This is a genomic window from Streptomyces sp. HUAS 31 (genome assembly GCF_028198125.1).
Classification (GTDB): domain Bacteria; phylum Actinomycetota; class Actinomycetes; order Streptomycetales; family Streptomycetaceae; genus Streptomyces; species Streptomyces chartreusis.
This window is the reverse complement of record NZ_CP116353.1, coordinates 8055777-8071647: the sequence shown is the minus strand read 5'-3', so window position 1 is coordinate 8071647 and position 15871 is coordinate 8055777. Positions and strand designations below refer to the sequence as shown.

The following is a 15871-nucleotide window of genomic DNA, read 5'->3' as shown; positions in this document are numbered from 1 at the left end:
CTTGACACCCGGGAAACGTCGGCGCAACATCCCTAGCCATCCGCTACTAACTATCCAGTGGGTTAATTAGCCGGGTAGCTCCCGGCTCGGCCGACCCGTCACCCCAGGGATCCGGCGCCTCGCCCCTCCTCTGCACACACTCCCCATAAGGTGGAGTTCCCTCGAAGGAGCACCCCTGTGTCCGTCCCCGACACGCACGCCGGCCAGCCGCGGAAGGCGGCCATGGCCGCCTGGATCGGCAGCGCCCTGGAGTACTACGACTTCTTCATCTACGGCAGCGCTGCCGCGCTGATCTTCCCCGAGGTGTTCTTCGACGAGTCCGACCCGGCGACGGCCACCCTGCTGTCGCTGGCCACGTTCGGTGTGGCGTACGCGGCCCGGCCGGTGGGCGCGCTGTTCCTCGGTCACTTCGGCGACCGGGTGGGCCGCAAGAAGATCATGGTCTTCACGCTGATCCTTATGGGCATATCGACGTTCCTCATCGGCTGTCTGCCCACCCGGGACCAGGTCGGTACCCTCGCGCCGGTCCTGCTGGTGCTGTGCCGTGTCCTCCAGGGCATCTCGGCGGCCGGCGAGCAGGCCAGCGCCAACTCCATGACCCTCGAACACGCGCCACCGCATCGCCGCGGATTCTTCACCAGCTTCACGCTGAGCGGTACACAGGGCGGGCAGCTGCTGGCCACGCTGGTCTTCATCCCGATCGCCGCGCTGCCCGAGGAGCAGCTCATGTCGTGGGGCTGGCGGGTGCCGTTCTGGATGAGCGTCGCGGTCGCCGTCGTCGGCTATGTCATCCGCCGCAAGCTCGACGAGACCCCGGCCTTCGAGCAGCAGGCCGCCACCGAGGGCGTCGTCAAACTGCCGCTGGCGGTGCTGCTGCGGGAGCACTGGGCGGATGTGCTGCGGGTGATCGGCGGTGCGCTGGTCGCCTCGGTCAGCACGATCTTCACGGTGTGGGCGCTGTCGTACGCCACCAGCGACTCGGTCGGGATGGACAAGTCCTCGATGCTGTGGGTGGGCGCCCTCGCCAACCTGGTCGCGCTCGGCGCGATCCCGCTGTGGGCCACCCTGTCGGACCGCATCGGCCGCCGCCCGGTGTTCCTGGCCGGCGCGGCCGGCAGCGCGGTGACGATGTTCCTGTACCTGTGGGCCATCTCGACCGGCTCCTACCCCCTGACCCTGCTGCTCGGCATCGTCGCCTTCGGGGTGGTCTACAGCGCCGCGAACGGCGTGTGGCCCTCCTTCTACGGCGAGATGTTCTCCACCCGGGTCCGGCTGTCCGGCATGGCCATCGGCACCCAGATCGGTTTCGCGGTCGCCGGGTTCGCGGTCACCTTCGCCGCGCAGATCGCCGGCCCGGACGGCGACGACTGGTCGGCGGTGGCCCTGTTCACGGCCGCCCTGTGCGTGCCGCCGGTCGTGGCCGCGCTGTCGGCCCGCGAGACGGCGAAGGTGCCGACGGAGCAGCTGGGTGAGCGGACGGCCGGCCGATCCGCGCAACCCGCGAAGGTCGCCGCCTGACCGACACCGGTCCCCGGACGCCATGAGGGCTCCGGGGACCGGCCGTTGAACAATCAGCCGCGGTGGCGGGCCCTTCAGGGGCGCGGGGAACTGCGCGATCGGCCCCCACCGGCCCGCGGATCACATCACGGCGCGCACAACAGCTCCGTCCAGGTCTCGGCCACCCGGTCCAGCGAGAACCCCTCCCTCACCTGCACCCGGGCCAGCTCGCCGGCCGCCTGCCAGTCGTCCTCCTCCAGCACGGCGATCGCCTCCGCCATCGCCTCGGGGGTGTCGTGGATCCACCGCCGGTCGTAGATCTCGTCCGCACCGGGCCAGGGCAGCAGCGAGGGCACCGCACCGGAGGCCATCCCCTCGGCGGGCGCGAGATGGAAGCTCTCGTCGTCGCTGGTGGACAGCACATGCCCGACCCGGCGCAGCCAGCCCGCCACGTCCGGCCCGAACGTGTCGAAGACGACGGCTCCTTCGAGCAGCGGCGAGGTCTGCATCCGGCGCAGCACGCTCTCGTAGTGTTCACGCTCCTCGGGCTTGTTCCAGATCCACCAGTACTCCCACGGCGGCTTGGACTTGACCGACAGATGCCAGCGCCGGTCGCGGGCGCGCAGCGCCTCCAGCACGTCGAGGCCGAGATCGAGGCGTTTGCGGCTGGGCGCGATGCCGATCATGCCGAGGCGGTGGTGGGCGCCGGGCGCCTTCGGTCGGTCGAGCTGGTCGGTGTCGACCCAGTTGGGCACGACGACGACCTTCGACGCGGGCCAGCCGGTGTGCTCGCGGGTGCGCCGCGCGTAGTACGGGCTGACGCACACCACTCGGTCGACGGCGTCGATGTCGACCTGGCGGGGCCAGCCGGCGTCCAGTTCGAAGCGGTGCAGCCGCACGATCAGCCGGCTGCCGCGCCGCTTGTGGCGGCTGTACCAGACGGCGGCCGGGCCGCACCACTCCACGACCACCACGTCCGCCCAGTCGGCGAGTTCCCGGCCGGCGTCCGGGTCGTGGCGGGCTAGCGCCGGCCAGGCGTCGACGCGTACCTCCAGTCCGGGCGTCGAGCGGAAGTGGTCGAGCAGCCGGGTGAGGAACTTCAGGTCGTGGCCCGCGACGCCTACGCGCAGCGGTCGGCGGCGGCCGCTCACCCCGCCGGGCTCGGCGGGGAAGGCCCGGTCGAGGTGGGCGCGCCAGCGGGCGGACGCCCCGTCCAGGGTGTACTCGCGGGCGGCGGCCCGGCAGCGGTCGGCGGCGAGCCGCCGTGACTCCGGCTCGCGGGCGACCCGGGCCACCGTGTCTGCGGCGTCGTCGAGTCCGGCGCGTCCCGGCACGAACAGCGGATAGTCGGTGCCGAGCAGCGCCTCGTGCGCCGGGGTGCGGTTGAGGACCACCGGCAGGCCGAGGGCGCCGAACTCCAGGACCTTGGTGGACAGCTCGAGGCTGGAGTCGAGCACCGGGTCGCGCCAGCCGAGGCCGACGTCGCAGTCCGCGGCGATGCGCATGGCCTCCTCGCGCGACTGTCCGCCGTGGTGGCGCACACCCGGGGTGCCGGACAGGGCGCGTGCCATGTCGGCCTGGAAGTCGGGGTGGCCCGGGTCGTCGTGGATCTTGTCGCCGACGGTGTGCAGTTCGGCGGTGACACCGCGTTCGGCGAGGAGCTGCGGGAGCCGGGTCATGGGCAGGGTGTTCCAGCGGGGTGCGAACTTGCCGGTGTAGACGAGCCGCAGGGGATCGTGCGGCGCGTCCCGGTCCGGCAGCGGGAAGCCTGGCTCGGGCACGGCGGGCGGGCTGAGCACGCACTTGCCGCAGGCCTCGGGCACCCATGTCTCCAGAAAGCAGCGCAACTCCTCGGTCTGGCACAGCAGTCGGTGCGAGGCCTCGGCGATGCGGACGAGGTCGGAGCGTGCCGCCTCGGTCATCTCGGCGGCGGACTGCGGGATGTCGGTGAGGTAGGCCCAGATCCGCCCGTCGAACAGGCCGTCGGCGACGATCCGGGTGACCAGCCGCCGGCCCCGCAGCACCAGCAGGTCGCAGGGCTCGTCCTCGTCCAGCCGGGCTAGCACCTGCGAGGCCTGCACCGGCGACATCGGCCGGTCGGCGAGCCCCGGCAGCAGCCGCTCCTCGTGCGGTGAAACCAGGCCGACCCGGGGCAGCTCGGCCAGCGGATCGGTCAACCGGCCGGTACGGACCGGGGCCTTGAGGACGAGCCGGCTGTCGCAGCCCGCCCGGGACAGGGCCTGCACCGTCGACTGGGCCCAGACGGCGGACCCGTCGATGAGATTGAGGTCGACGTCGCCGTAGACGAGCGCCCGCAGGGTACGGCTCATGACGGCTCCTTCCCGCGCACGGCGAACAGTCGGTGTCCCCGGCCCGCCCAACTGCCGGGCTCCGTGCCGGACAGGTGCAGCGGCCGGCGTACCAGCAGCGGCCGCAGCGACGGTACGAAGACGTAGTCGTCGGCGGTCGGCGTATGGCCCACCGCGTCGGCGCCGGAGTACTCCTGGGCGCACATCAGGTCGAGCAGCAGGGTGTCGGGCCGGTCCTCGGTGAGGTCCGTCCAGTCGGCGACCCAGGGCGCCAGGGGCCGGCCGCGGCGTACCGTCACTCCGGCGGCGGTGAGTTCGTCGAGGCCCTCCGTGTCGGGTACGACGACCTCGTCCGGCCGGTGCAGCTGGCCGAGCACCTGGCCGACGAGCCGGGCGACTTCGGTACGGCCCCGGGGCGCGGCGAGCACGGCGACGCGCCGTTCGTCCAGCGGGTCCGGGGCCCCGGCGAGCCGTGCGAGCTGCGACAGCCGTACCCGGGTGCTGTCGGTTCGGAAGATCTCGCGCAGCCGTTCCCTGCCCTCGGCAGCCGGGTCGAGCCGGGTGAGCCGTACGCCGGTGTCGGCGTCGAGGACGGCGTCCCAGGCGAGCCGGGTGAGGCCGGGCGCGGCGGAGGCGGGGCCGTCCCGCCACAGCACGGACTTCCGGCCCAGCGCCCGCTGTTCGGCGAGCAGTTCGGCGAGGGTGCGGTCCAGGTCGGGGGCGAGTCCGGTGCCGGTGAGCCACCAGGGTCCGTCGCCGGTGCAGGCGCTGAGCTGTACGACGAGCACGTCGGGGTCGGTGCGCTGCACGAGGAGTCGTCCGTCGTGCGGCAGCAGCGGGTTGACGACGACGTCCGCCGCGAAGTCCTCGGCGGTCTCGGGGGTGAGCACCCCGGCGACGACGAGGCGGTCGCGGGGCGCCGCTGTCAGGGCACGATGGACGAGGTGGAACCGGTCGTCCAGCGGTGCCTCCGGCTCGGCCTGTGCCTTCTTCGCTCCGTCGGCCGCCCGGCCGGCGGTGCTCCGGCGCCCGCGCCACAGTCCGTACAGCTCCCCGGGCAGTCTTGCCGCGCCCCGTTTCGGTGAACGCGCGGCGCTCACCAGTGCCTTGCCGACCCGCAGCGAGGTCGAGCCCTCCAGCATGGCCACCCGCGCCTGAAGGACGTCGACCCGGTCCCGGGCGGCTCTGAGTGCGCCGGCGAGCTGCTCCTTCTCCCGTACGGCGGCGGCGAGCCGGTCGGCGAGCGCGTCCTGCCCGACCGCCCGCCGGGTGCGTTCCGCGTCCTCGGCGGCGGTTTCGAGGTCGATCACCCGGGCCCGCAGGGACCGGGAGGCGAGGTCGGCGAAGACGTACTCGTCGGCGATCCGCAGCGCGGTGGCGTAGCCGTCGGAGGGGACGGGCCGGCCGAAGAAGTCGTGCGGTGGCAGGAGTTCGTCGGTGCGGGCGATGACCGCGCCCGCGTGCAGATGGACGTAGTCGAGGGGTGCGGCGCGCAGGACCTGGCAGCGGTGGCCGACCAGATCGTCCAGGAGCCGGTGGTAGGGCAGCTCGGATCCGCCGTGTCCGAAGACGATCAGTCCTCGCGATCCGGGCCGCATCCGGGCCAGTACGGCGCGCAGGGCGTCCTCGCCGCCGTGCCGCCCGCCTTGGGGTCCGTAGGAGAGGAGGGCCAACTCGCCCTCGGTGACGGGGCGTTCGTCGTCGTCGCGCAGGTCGACACCGGGCGGCAGATGCAGGTAGGGCTCCAGCCGCAGTCCGCCGCCGGTCGCGTCGACCACCGTCGTGACGGTGTCGAGGTGCGGATGGAGCAGGTCGGTCAGGCGCATCAGCGGGTCCTCGTGAAGACGTGGAAGCCGACCCGGTTCTCCCGGAAGCCGTACGGCCTGGAGAGGGTGTGCCGCAGGCCGAGCGGCTCGAGTTCGGCGCGGTAGGCGGTGAGCGGGCGGTGCACGATGTGCGCACCGCGGGGCGTGCGGCGGCCGGTGTCCTCGTCGGTGACGATCAGCCGGCCGGCGACGCGGACGAGGGAGGCGAGGTTGCGCAGCCCCGCCGCCCATTCCTCGTCGTCGAGGACGTGGAACAGGACGTCCACGCAGACGACGATGTCGTACGGCCAGGGACCCCGCCACTCGTCGAGTGCGGCGACGGCGTAGCGCGGGCCGCCGCCCTCGGCGCGGGCGTGGTCGACGGCGGTCCCGCTGGCGTCGAAGGCGTCGACCCGGTGGCCGCAACGGGCCAGGGCGCGGGCGAAGTACCCCTTGCCGCAGCCGGCGTCCAGCACGAACAGCGGGGCGGCGGGGCTGGACAGGTCGCCGACGAGGGAGAGGAGCGTGCCGAGCCGCTGGGCGTAGAAGAGTTCGTTGCCGGGGCTATCGAGCCCGATGTGCCCGCCGGAGGCGAGGTCGTCGTGGTCGGCGTGGCGGGCCTCCCAGTACGTCCGTGTGCCGTCCCGCGTCGTCGTCCCGTCAGCCATGGCGCTCCAGCCACCCGGTGATCACGCCGGCGATCCGGGTGCCGGCCCGGCCGTCCCACAGCGGCGGTCCCTCGATGGGCACCGCTCCGCCGCCGTCCAGCAGCTTGCGCAGCGCGGGGACCAGTTCCCCGTGCGTGACGAGCCGGTTGGTGCCGTGGGTGACGGTGACCGGGCGTTCGGTGGTGGTGCGCAGGGTCAGGCACGGGACGCCCAGGACGGTCGTCTCCTCCTGCACACCGCCGGAGTCGGTGATCACGGCGGCGGCTCCGCGCACCAGGCTCATGAACTCGACGTAGCCGAGCGGGTCGAGGAGGTGGATGCCGGGTGCGTCGGCGAGTCCGGCCGCCCGCAGCGCGGCCCGGCCGCGCGGGTGCAGCGGGACGACCAGGTCGAGGTGGCGGGCGGCCTCGGTCAGCACGCGGGCGGCGGTCGCGGCGGCCTCCGGGTCGTCGACGTTGGCGGGCCGGTGCAGGGTGACGACGCCGTAGCGCTCGGGCAGTGCGTGGGCGGTGCGGGCGCTCGCGGCGTCGAACTGCTCCAGATGGGTGAGCAGGGTGTCGATCATCGGGTTGCCGACGAGGTGCACACGGTCGGTGTCGACGCCCTCGCGGGCGAGGTGGCCGACGGCCTCGGGGCTGGTGGCGAACAGCAGCCGGGCGAGCTGGTCGACCAGGCGCCGGTTGACCTCCTCCGGCATCGTCATGTCGAAGCTGCGCAGACCGGCCTCCACATGGGCCACGGGGATGCCCAGTTTGGCGGCGGCCAGCGCGGCGGCCAGCGTCGAGTTGACGTCGCCGTAGACGGTGACGAGGGCGGGGGCCCGGGCGGTCAGTTCGCCCTCCAGGGCGAGAAGGAGGTCGGCGGTCTGCCGGGCGTGGCTGCCGGAGCCGACACCGAGGTCGGTGTCGGGACGGGGCAGGCCGAGTTGCCGGAAGAAGATGTCCGACATCCGCTCGTCGTAGTGCTGTCCGGTGTGGACGAGCACCTGCTCGCAGCCCGCGGCGCCGAGAGCGGCGACGACCGGCGCGGCCTTGACGAAGTTCGGCCGGGTGCCGACCACATGGAGTACGCAGCCGTTCATGGTTGCCTCCGGTGCCGTGGGGACGGCGGCTGTTGGCGGGCCGTAGCTCGACGTTGGGGAATATCTTGGCGATATGTCCCGTAAAGTCCTGCTTGCCCTCAGTCTGGCGGCCTCGGTGGCAGTTGGCGAACTGCGTCAGGATCCGCTGCGGGCCGTGCTGCTCGGCGTACGCCTGTTGCCGGGGCCCGTCCGGCGGCGGCTGGGGCCGCTCGAACGGCGGCTGGCCGTGCGCGCCCGCGCCGCGGGGCCGGCCGCGGTGCCTTCCGCCGCTCGGGTGCCCGCGCCGTACGGCCTGCCGTACCGCCCCGTCCCCGGCCGGGTGCTCCATCTGGTCACCAACGGGCTGCCGTTCCGGCACGCCGGCTACACCGTGCGCACCCAGAAGCTCGCCGAGGCCCAGCTCGCGGCCGGGCTCGACCCGCATGTGGTGACCCGGATCGGCTTCCCCGTGACGGGCGGGGTGCTGGACGCCCGCCCCAAGCAGCAGGTGGGCGGGGTGCCGCAGCACCGGCTGCTGCCGCCATGGCTGCCGTACGGCCAGGCCGCCTCGCTCGCACTCAACGCCGAGCTGGCCGCCCGCCTGGTGGATCGGCTGCGGCCCGCCGTGCTGCACGCCGCGAGCGACCACGGCAACGGGCGGGTGGCGCTCGCCCTGCGGGAGACCTACGGGCTCCCGGTGGTCTACGAGGTGCGGGGCTTCCTGGAGGAGACGTGGCTGACGCAGGCGCCGGGCCGCAGCAGGGACGACGAGACGTACCGGACGCGCCGCGCCCTGGAGACGCGGTGCATGCGCGAGGCCGATCTGGTGCTGACGCTGGGTGAGGCGATGAAGGCCGAGATCGTGGGCCGCGGTGTACCCGGGGAACGGGTGCTGATCGTGCCCAACGCCGTGGACGACGCGTTCCTCGCTCCGCCGCCGGACGGGGCGCCCGTGCGGGCCCGGCTCGGCATCGCGCCGGAGGAGTTCGTCGTCGGCACCGTCGGCACCCTCGCCCCGCACGAGGGCATCGGCACATTGCTCCATGCGGGTGAAGAGCTGCGCCGGCGCGGCGTGCCGCTGCGGCTGCTGATCGTCGGGGACGGTCCGCAGCGCCCGGCGCTTGAGCGGCTGGCCGCCCGGCTCGGCCTGGACGACGGGACCGTGCTGTTCACTGGCCGGGTGCCGCACACCCAAGTCCGGGATTTCTACGCCGTGTTGGATGTGTTCGCGGTGCCGCGGACCGACGAGCGCGTCTGCCGTCTGGTGACCCCGCTGAAGCCGGTCGAGGCGATGGCGAGCGGTGTTCCCGTGCTCGCGAGCGATCTCCCCGCGCTCGGAGAACTGGTCGAACCGGAGGTTAACGGGAGGCTAATCCGGACTGAATCAACACATTCCTGGGCTGATGAGCTTGAAATACTCCTTTACAGTCGAAATCGGCGTGCTGAGTGGGGAGCAGCCGCCCGCGCGAGAGTCGCGCGTGACCGCACCTGGAAGCGGGCCGCCGCCACAACCCGTGAGGCGTACCGCGCCCTTGGCAGCCTTGATGCGGGGTGATCCCTATGCAGGCCGAACAGACCGGACCGCTCGGGGAAGCGGGCGAACCGCCCGGGGAAAGACAACCGCTCCCTGGGAGCGCACTCACGCAGGGCACGCCGCTCGGCGAGACGGACCCGCCCGACCAGGTGGACCTCGCGGTGATCGGGCTCGGCTACGTCGGACTGCCGCTCGCGCGTGAGGCGGCGTCGATCGGCCTGAGGGTCCTGGGCCTGGACCGCGACCCCAGGGTCGTGGAGGCGCTCAACACCGGGCACTCCCATGTCGACGACGTCTCCGACGAGGACGTCCGCCGGATGCTGGCGGCCGGGTTCCTCGCATCCACGGACGAGAAGTGTCTGGCCCGTGCGCAGGCGATCGTCATCTGTGTGCCGACACCGCTCGGCAAGGACGGCGGACCCGACCTCGGCGCGGTCACCGCGGCCACTAGGACGGTGGCCGGGCGACTGCGGCCCGGGCAACTGGTGGTGCTGGAGTCGACCACCTATCCCGGGACCACCGAGGAGGTCGTACGGCCGCTCCTGGAGGAGTCGGGGCTGCGGGCCGGAGCGGATTTCGCGCTGGCGTTCTCGCCGGAGCGGATCGACCCCGGCAACACCGCCCACGGCCTGCGCACCACGCCCAAGGTGGTCGGCGGCTGCACGCCTTCGTGCGCGGCCCGCGCGGTCGCCTTCTACGGCAAGCTCGTCGACACCGTCGTCCAGGCGAAGGGCACCCGCGAGGCCGAGATGGCCAAGCTGCTGGAGAACACCTACCGGCATGTGAACATCGCGCTGGTCAACGAACTGGCCGTGATCAGCCACGAGTTGCACGTCGACCTGTGGGACGCGATCCGCTGCGCCGGCACCAAGCCGTTCGGTTTCCAGGCGTTCCGGCCCTCCCCTGGCGTCGGCGGGCACTGCATCCCGATCGACCCCAACTACCTGTCGTACAAGGTGCGTTCGTCCCTCGGCTACGAGTTCCGGTTCGTGGAGCTCGCCCAGGAGATCAACCGGCGGATGCCGGAGTACGTGGTGCGTCGCGCCCAGGACCTCCTCAACCACGCCGGCCGGCCGCTGCACGGGTCGCGGGTGCTGCTGCTCGGCGTCACCTACAAGCCGGACGTGGCGGACCAGCGGGAGTCGCCGGCACTGCCGGTGGCGAGGCTGCTGCGGGAGCGGGAGGCCGAGATCTCCTTCCACGATCCGCATGTGCGGCTGTGGTCCGTGGACGGGGTGAACGTCCCGCGCGTCACCGACGTGATGGCGGCGGCGCGCGAGCACGACCTGACGGTCCTGCTCCAGGATCACTCGGCCTACGACCTGCCGGCCCTGGGCGACGCGGCCCGGCTGCTGTTCGACACGCGCGGCCGGATCTTCCGGCCCGGGGTCGAGGTGCTGTGACCGCCTGAACTCTCCGATCCGGCCGGCGCGGGCCCCGGTCGGGTCCGTCGCCGGCCGGTCCGTCGTTCTCGGATCCGTCGTTGCCGGGTCCGTGGTTCTCGGGGCAGTCGAAAGGTGCGTGCTCTGATGCGGATACTCGTCGTGACCGTCGTCCACCATCCCGAGGACGCGCGGATCCTGCACCGGGAGATCGCCGCCCTGCACGAGCACGGCCACCGGATCGTGTACGCCGCCCCCTTCGCGGCCCGGCGGACGTCGCCGCGGCCGAACGTCGAGGGCGTCGACCTGCCCCGGGCCGCCGGCCGGGACCGCCGGGCGGCCCTGCGCGCGGCACGCACCCTGCTCGCCGAGCGCGGGCCGCAGGCGGACGTGGTCCTGCTGCACGACCCGGAGCTCCTGCTCACCCTGCCCGGCACGATGCGCCGCTGGCGGCGCGCCGGGCATGTCCCGGTCACCGTGTGGGACGTGCACGAGGACACCGCGGCGGCACTGGTGATGAAACGCTGGCTGCCCCGGCCGCTGCGACCGCCGCTGCGGCTGGCCGTACGGGCGGCGGAGCGGACGGCGGAGCGGCATCTGCGGCTGCTCCTCGCCGAGGACGCCTACCAACGGCGCTTCCGCCGGACGCACCCAGTCGTGGCCAACCTGGCGACGGTGCCGCCGGAGCCGCCCGAGCCGCCGGGCGACGACCGGGTCGTCTACCTCGGCCATCTGTCGCGGGCGCGTGGCGCACCCGAACTGATCGAGACGGCCCGGCTGCTGGCGCCCGACATCCGGGTCGAGGTGATCGGCGCGGCCGACCCCGACATCCGGGGCGCGCTCACCGAGGCCGACCGGGACGGCGTGCTGCGCTGGCACGGCTACCTGCCCAACGACCGTGCCCTCGGCCTGCTCCCGGGTAGCCTGGCCGGCCTCTCCCTGCTGCGGGACCAGCCCAACTACCGGCATTCACGGCCCACCAAGGCCGTGGAGTACATGGCGCACGGCGTCCCCGTGGTCACCACTCCCACGCCGCTCTCGGCGGAGCTGGTCGAGCGCTACGGCTGCGGCCTCGTCGTCCCCTACGAGGATCCGGCCACGGCCGCCATGGCCGTACGGCATCTGCGCAGCGACCGGGTCATGCGCCGCCGGGCGGCGGCCCGGGGCTGGGAGGCGGCACGGTCCGACCTCAACTGGGCCGACGCGGCAACCGAGTTCGTGATGTGCCTGGAGTCCTGGGTGAAGGAGGCGTCCGCGGCCGGGGACGAAGGCCCCGCCGTCCCGTTCGCCGGAGACCGGGCCCCGACGGTCTGAACTCCTAGGCGTTGGACCAACCCCGTCGGCACAGCACGAGCCGGTAGCCGTCGGGGTCCTCGATCGTGACGCCCCACTGGTTCCAGTACGGGTTGGGCGACGGGACCCGCTTGCCGCCGTGCTCCTCCAGCCGGGCGACCAGGTCGTCCGGCACCAGGCCGTCGAGGTAGACGACGAGGAGGTCCTCCTCCGTCGGCCGGGGCTCGACGGGACGGGCGGGCTCGTGCACCAGCTCCAGATGCCAGTCGGCGTCCGGCCAGCCGAGCATCAGCAGGTCGTGCTCACCCGGTTCCGGGCCGCCGACCGCCCGCCATACGACACCGAGTCCGAGCCCGTCGGTCCAGAAGCGCTCCGCCGCGGCGAGGTCCCGGGACGGGCGGGCGATCCGGATGTGGCTGCGGCCGTCGACCGGCATGGTGACCCTCCGTGTGCTGAGCTGGGCGGCGTTGATCCACCGGCAGCGTAGGCGGCTCGCGCACGCCGGGACCATCGGTCGTCGGCCCTGCGACCTGCGCCCTAGGCCCCGCTCCTCGGCATGCCGTACGCCCGCTCGACGTGCAGGCGCAGCACGAGCCGCCGGTCCCGGACCATCGCGGCCCGGAAGTCCTCCCAGTCGGGGTGCTCCCCCTGTACGTCCCGGTAGAGGCGGACGAGTTCCTCGACCGTCTCGTCGTAGGGGTCCTGTGCGACGGGTGCCAGGTCGGCGGTGCCCTCGGCGACCGCGTACGCCCATCGGTCGGGGGTCGTGACGTGGTACGACGCCCTCGGGTCGCGGCGCAGATTGCGGGTCTTGGCGCGGTCGTCGGTGATCGAGACGCGGATGATCCGCTCGTCGGGGTAGTAGGCGTGGCTCACGTTCGACAGCTGCGGGCGGCCGTCGCGCTTCAGGGTGACCAGCACCCCGCCGTGGCTCTCGGCGAGGAGCGCGAGCAGTGCGTTGTGGGTGGCGTCCTGAGTCATGTCTGCATCAACCCTGGCGGGCGGCCCGTTCATTCCCGCGAAGCCCTGCGTAGACACTGTCTACTAGATCATGGTAGACAGTGTCTATGGAACCATCGCGAGCAACGGGCACGGACATGGACATGGGGCTGCGGGCACGGCTGGTCGACGTAGGCGTGGAGCTCGTGGCGCAGGAAGGCGTCCAGGCGCTCACGCTGCGGGAGATCGCCCGCCGCGCCGGCGTCTCGCACGGCGCGCCCCGCCGCTATTTCCCCACCCATCTGGAGCTTCTGTCGGCCATCGCACGCCGCGGCTTCGACGAGCTGGGGGCGCGGGCGACGGCTGCGGTCGGGGACGGTGGCGCACCCCCGCGGGCACAGCTGACCGAGTTGGGGCGGGCGTATCTGGAGTTCGCGCTCGGCAATCGCGGGATGTACGAACTGATGTTCCGTCACGATCTGCTGGAGAGCGGGCACTTGGGGCTGCGGGACACCAGCCTTCCGCTCTTCGGCCGCCTGGTGGAGCTGGTCGGCCGAGTGCGTCCCGACGCCGACGCGCGTCTCGTCGCGGGCACAGTGTGGGCGGGGCTGCACGGCATCGCCCAGCTGTGGGGCTGGGGCAGCCTCCAACTCGCCACGGGGGTCGATGACTTCGCACCCCTGCTGAGCGCGGTCCTGGACGCCCACCTCGGTCCGGAGGACGTGTGAACCCGCGTCTCACCCTCGCGAGCAGCGTCGTCGGAGCGGTCATCGTCGCGTTCGACGGCACCGTGCTGACCGTGGCCCAGCCCAGCCTCCAGCGCGACCTGGGCGCCTCCTTCGCCCAGGTCCAGTGGACCAGCACCGGCTATCTGATCGCGGTGGCGAGCCTGTTGGTGTTCGCCGGGCGCCTCGGCGACGGGCATGGCCACCACCGTCTCTTCGGCATCGGCATGCTCGGCTTCGGAGCGGCCTCGGCGGGCATCGCGTTCGCGCCCGGCATCGGATGGGTGATCGGACTGCGGGTCGTGCAGGGGGTGTTCGGGGCGCTGCTGCAACCGGCCACGCTCGGGATGCTGCGGGCGGCGTTCCCGCCCGACCGGCTGCGGACGCCGATCGCCGTACGGACGGCGGCGATCGGTGTGTCGGCCGCCGTCGGGCCGCTGCTGGGCGGCGCGCTGGTGGCGGGTCCCGGCTGGCGGGTGGTGTTCCTGCTGAACGTCGTCCCGGCTCTGGTCCTCGGCACGCTCGCCCTCACCGTACGGCCTCCGCGCACGGCCTCCCCTGCCCGGCTCGACGTGCCCGGCGCCCTCCTGCTCGCGCTCACCCTGGCTTGCCTGGTGCACGCCCTCGTGGCGATGCCGGGCTGGGTCTGGACCGCCTCGACGGCCGCCGTCACCGGTGCCGCGTTCGTGCGGCACGAGCGGCGCACCGCGAGCCCGTTGCTGCCCCCGAGCGTGATCGGGTCCACGGCGGTCGGCTCGGCGCTGGGCATGCTGGTGGCCGCTTCGGCGGCGCTGTCCGGCGCGCTGTTCGCGGGCACGTTCCTGCTGCAGGACACCCTCGGTCTGGACCCGTTCCACAGCGCCCTGGTCAGCCTGCCGCTGGCCGCGCTGATGGTGGCGGCGGCGCCGACGTGCGCGGTGCTGCTGCGCCGGGTCGGTGCCCGGCGTACGACCGCGGCGGCGATGACACTCCTCGCGCTCGGGATCCTCGTCCTGTCCCGCACGCCGGCGATGCCGCTGCTGTGCACGGCGTTCGCGCTGGTGGGGGCCGGTTTCGGCACGGTGATGGTGGCGGCCACGCATGTCGTCGTACGGGAGGCGCCCGTCGAGTCGGCCGGGGTCGCGGGCGGGCTCCAGCAGACCGCGATGAACGTCGGACCGGTGCTGGGCGTCGCCGTCGCGACCGCACTCCTGGGCACCGGCGACGGCCCGGGGCTGCCGCTGGGTGTCCTCGCCGCTCTCGCCCTGGCCGGCGCGGCACTGGGCCGTGCGCTGCCGGGGCGGCGGGAGGCGGCCGTGAACGATCATGGCGATTCGAAGGACCGTACACGTGTTCCTGCGCAACGATGAGGTCAGAGGCCGTTCCCGCGGGGTATGCCGGAGCGCACCCTCGTCGTACGTATCGGAGGAGAGCGATGGCACTGCTGACACAAGAGGTCGACCCGGGTGAGGTCGGGCTGGACCCGAAGGCGCTGGACCGCCTCGACCAGTACTTCGCCCACTACGTCGACGAGGGGCGGCTGCCCGGCTATCTGGTGGCCGTCGCCCGCGGTGGACGCGTCGCCCACCTCACCACGCACGGCCACCGTGACCTCGCGGCCGGGCTGCCCGTCGAGGCCGACACGCTGTGGCGGATCTACTCCATGACCAAGCCGGTCACCTCGGTCGCGGCGCTGCTGCTGATGGAGGAGGGCAAGCTGTCGCTCGACGACCCGGTGGCCCGCCATCTGCCGGGCTTCGCCGAGCCCCGGGTGTACGTCGGCGGATCCGGCGCCGACATGGTGACGCGCCCCGCCGACGGGCCGATAACCGTCCGGCATCTGATGACCCACACCGCCGGGCTGACCTTCGCGTTCTATCGCACGCACCCCGTCGACGCGCTGTACCGCGACGCCAACCTGGACTCGGCCGTGCTGCCGGGCTCCGACCTGGCGGGCACGGTCGACGTGTACGCGCGTCTGCCGCTCCAGTTCGAGCCGGGCACGCAGTGGAACTACTCGGTCGCCACCAACGTCCTGGGCCGCGTCATCGAGGTGGTGTCGGGGCAGCCGCTGGACGAGTTCTTCGCCGAGCGGATCTGCGGCCCGCTCGGGATGACCGACGCCGGGTTCTGTGTGAGCGACGAACAGGCGGTCCGGCTGGCCGAGTTGTACGGCGAGACCGAGGACGGCGGCATCGAGCCGATCCCTGGTCTCCCGCTGCGTGGCGGCCGCCCCCGCTTCCTGTCCGGCAGCGGCGGTCTTGCGGCCTCCGCGCACGACGTCCATCGCTTCATGGAGTTGCTGCGCCGTCGCGGCGAACTCGACGGCACCCGGCTGCTGGCGCCCGGGACGGTGGACCTGATGACGTCCAACCAACTCCCGGGCGGCGCCGACCTGCGCGCCTTCGGCAGCCGTCCCGCCCATGACGAGGCCGGCAACGACGGCATGGGTTTTGGTCTGGGCGTCTCCGTCGTGATCGACCCGTCCCGCACGAAGGCCCCGACCGTGCTCGGCGCCTACGGCTGGAGCGGGGTGGCGACGACCACGTTCTGGGTCGACCCGCGCCACGACCTGACGGTGCAGTTCATGACGCAGGTGCGGCCCAAGACCTCGCACACGATGTTCCAGGACCTCAAGCGGCTCGTGCACGAGGCCGTGACGCGGGGCTGACCCCGCCGC

13 protein-coding genes are annotated in these 15871 nt (G+C 72.9%); 7 read left to right on the top strand and 6 right to left on the bottom strand.

Annotation, left to right across the window (positions count from 1 at the left end; all coding sequences use genetic code 11):
- Positions 1-177 precede the first annotated feature (177 nt).
- Positions 178-1518 (top strand): MFS transporter, encoded by a 1341-nt coding sequence (locus tag PGH47_RS35705; protein ID WP_271666853.1) that lies wholly within the window; start codon positions 178-180, stop codon positions 1516-1518.
- 125 nt (positions 1519-1643) lie between these two features.
- Here PGH47_RS35705 and PGH47_RS35700 read toward each other — a convergent pair whose 3' ends face one another.
- Genes PGH47_RS35700 through wecB form a run of 4 tightly spaced genes read right to left on the bottom strand, consistent with a single transcriptional unit; the run spans position 1644 to position 7360 of the window.
- On the bottom strand, positions 1644-3827 hold the full coding sequence (locus tag PGH47_RS35700; RefSeq protein WP_271666852.1) for a glycosyltransferase: 2184 nt from the start codon (positions 3825-3827) through the stop codon (positions 1644-1646).
- Positions 3824-5632, bottom strand: coding sequence for a hypothetical protein (locus tag PGH47_RS35695; protein ID WP_271666851.1), 1809 nt, complete (start codon positions 5630-5632; stop codon positions 3824-3826). Before PGH47_RS35695 ends, PGH47_RS35700 begins: the two co-directional genes overlap by 4 nt.
- Entirely contained in the window at positions 5632-6279 is a 648-nt protein-coding gene (locus PGH47_RS35690) for a class I SAM-dependent methyltransferase (protein WP_271666850.1), read from the bottom strand. Before PGH47_RS35690 ends, PGH47_RS35695 begins: the two co-directional genes overlap by 1 nt.
- Positions 6272-7360, bottom strand: a complete 1089-nt coding sequence (gene wecB, locus PGH47_RS35685; RefSeq protein WP_271666849.1) for a non-hydrolyzing UDP-N-acetylglucosamine 2-epimerase — start codon at positions 7358-7360, stop codon at positions 6272-6274. Before wecB ends, PGH47_RS35690 begins: the two co-directional genes overlap by 8 nt.
- Before the next feature lie 73 nt (positions 7361-7433).
- On the opposite strand from wecB, the gene PGH47_RS35680 reads away from it, so the two are divergent.
- The 3 genes from PGH47_RS35680 (at position 7434) to PGH47_RS35670 (ending at position 11569) form a co-directional block, all read left to right on the top strand.
- Positions 7434-8894 (top strand): glycosyltransferase family 4 protein, encoded by a 1461-nt coding sequence (locus PGH47_RS35680; RefSeq protein WP_271666848.1) that lies wholly within the window; start codon positions 7434-7436, stop codon positions 8892-8894.
- A 5-nt stretch (positions 8895-8899) separates the two neighbouring features.
- Positions 8900-10276 carry a nucleotide sugar dehydrogenase gene (locus tag PGH47_RS35675; RefSeq protein ID WP_271666847.1) on the top strand — a complete coding sequence of 459 codons (1377 nt, stop codon included), beginning with the start codon at positions 8900-8902 and terminating at the stop codon, positions 10274-10276.
- Between the two features lie 126 nt (positions 10277-10402).
- Entirely contained in the window at positions 10403-11569 is a 1167-nt protein-coding gene (locus PGH47_RS35670; RefSeq protein WP_271666846.1) for a glycosyltransferase, read from the top strand.
- A 4-nt stretch (positions 11570-11573) separates the two neighbouring features.
- Here PGH47_RS35670 and PGH47_RS35665 read toward each other — a convergent pair whose 3' ends face one another.
- Both PGH47_RS35665 and PGH47_RS35660 read right to left on the bottom strand, forming a co-directional pair.
- Positions 11574-11984, bottom strand: coding sequence for a VOC family protein (locus tag PGH47_RS35665; RefSeq protein WP_271666845.1), 411 nt, complete (start codon positions 11982-11984; stop codon positions 11574-11576).
- A 101-nt stretch (positions 11985-12085) separates the two neighbouring features.
- Positions 12086-12529, bottom strand: a complete 444-nt coding sequence (locus PGH47_RS35660) for a PPOX class F420-dependent oxidoreductase (RefSeq protein ID WP_093747928.1) — start codon at positions 12527-12529, stop codon at positions 12086-12088.
- Between the two features lie 86 nt (positions 12530-12615).
- Between PGH47_RS35660 and PGH47_RS35655 the strand changes: the two genes are divergently transcribed.
- The 3 genes from PGH47_RS35655 (at position 12616) to PGH47_RS35645 (ending at position 15862) form a co-directional block, all read left to right on the top strand.
- Positions 12616-13215: a TetR/AcrR family transcriptional regulator gene (locus PGH47_RS35655; protein ID WP_271666844.1), complete on the top strand. Its 600-nt coding sequence runs from the start codon at positions 12616-12618 to the stop codon at positions 13213-13215.
- Entirely contained in the window at positions 13212-14561 is a 1350-nt protein-coding gene (locus tag PGH47_RS35650; RefSeq protein ID WP_271666843.1) for an MFS transporter, read from the top strand. Before PGH47_RS35655 ends, PGH47_RS35650 begins: the two co-directional genes overlap by 4 nt.
- 65 nt (positions 14562-14626) lie before the next feature.
- On the top strand, positions 14627-15862 hold the full coding sequence (locus PGH47_RS35645; RefSeq protein WP_271666842.1) for a serine hydrolase domain-containing protein: 1236 nt from the start codon (positions 14627-14629) through the stop codon (positions 15860-15862).
- The last annotated feature ends 9 nt before the right edge of the window (positions 15863-15871 follow it).

What these genes read in the sequence shown, in the direction of transcription:
- PGH47_RS35680 (WP_271666848.1), top strand. Translation starts at nt 7,434, where the DNA reads ATGTCCCGTAAAGTCCTGCTTGCCCTCAGTCTGGCGGCCTCGGTGGCA.
- PGH47_RS35690 (WP_271666850.1), bottom strand. Translation starts at nt 6,279, where the DNA reads ATGGCTGACGGGACGACGACGCGGGACGGCACACGGACGTACTGGGAG.
- wecB (WP_271666849.1), bottom strand. Translation starts at nt 7,360, where the DNA reads ATGAACGGCTGCGTACTCCATGTGGTCGGCACCCGGCCGAACTTCGTC.
- PGH47_RS35675 (WP_271666847.1), top strand. Translation starts at nt 8,900, where the DNA reads ATGCAGGCCGAACAGACCGGACCGCTCGGGGAAGCGGGCGAACCGCCC.
- PGH47_RS35665 (WP_271666845.1), bottom strand. Translation starts at nt 11,984, where the DNA reads ATGCCGGTCGACGGCCGCAGCCACATCCGGATCGCCCGCCCGTCCCGG.
- PGH47_RS35660 (WP_093747928.1), bottom strand. Translation starts at nt 12,529, where the DNA reads ATGACTCAGGACGCCACCCACAACGCACTGCTCGCGCTCCTCGCCGAG.
- PGH47_RS35655 (WP_271666844.1), top strand. Translation starts at nt 12,616, where the DNA reads ATGGAACCATCGCGAGCAACGGGCACGGACATGGACATGGGGCTGCGG.
- PGH47_RS35695 (WP_271666851.1), bottom strand. Translation starts at nt 5,632, where the DNA reads ATGCGCCTGACCGACCTGCTCCATCCGCACCTCGACACCGTCACGACG.
- PGH47_RS35645 (WP_271666842.1), top strand. Translation starts at nt 14,627, where the DNA reads ATGGCACTGCTGACACAAGAGGTCGACCCGGGTGAGGTCGGGCTGGAC.
- PGH47_RS35670 (WP_271666846.1), top strand. Translation starts at nt 10,403, where the DNA reads ATGCGGATACTCGTCGTGACCGTCGTCCACCATCCCGAGGACGCGCGG.
- PGH47_RS35700 (WP_271666852.1), bottom strand. Translation starts at nt 3,827, where the DNA reads ATGAGCCGTACCCTGCGGGCGCTCGTCTACGGCGACGTCGACCTCAAT.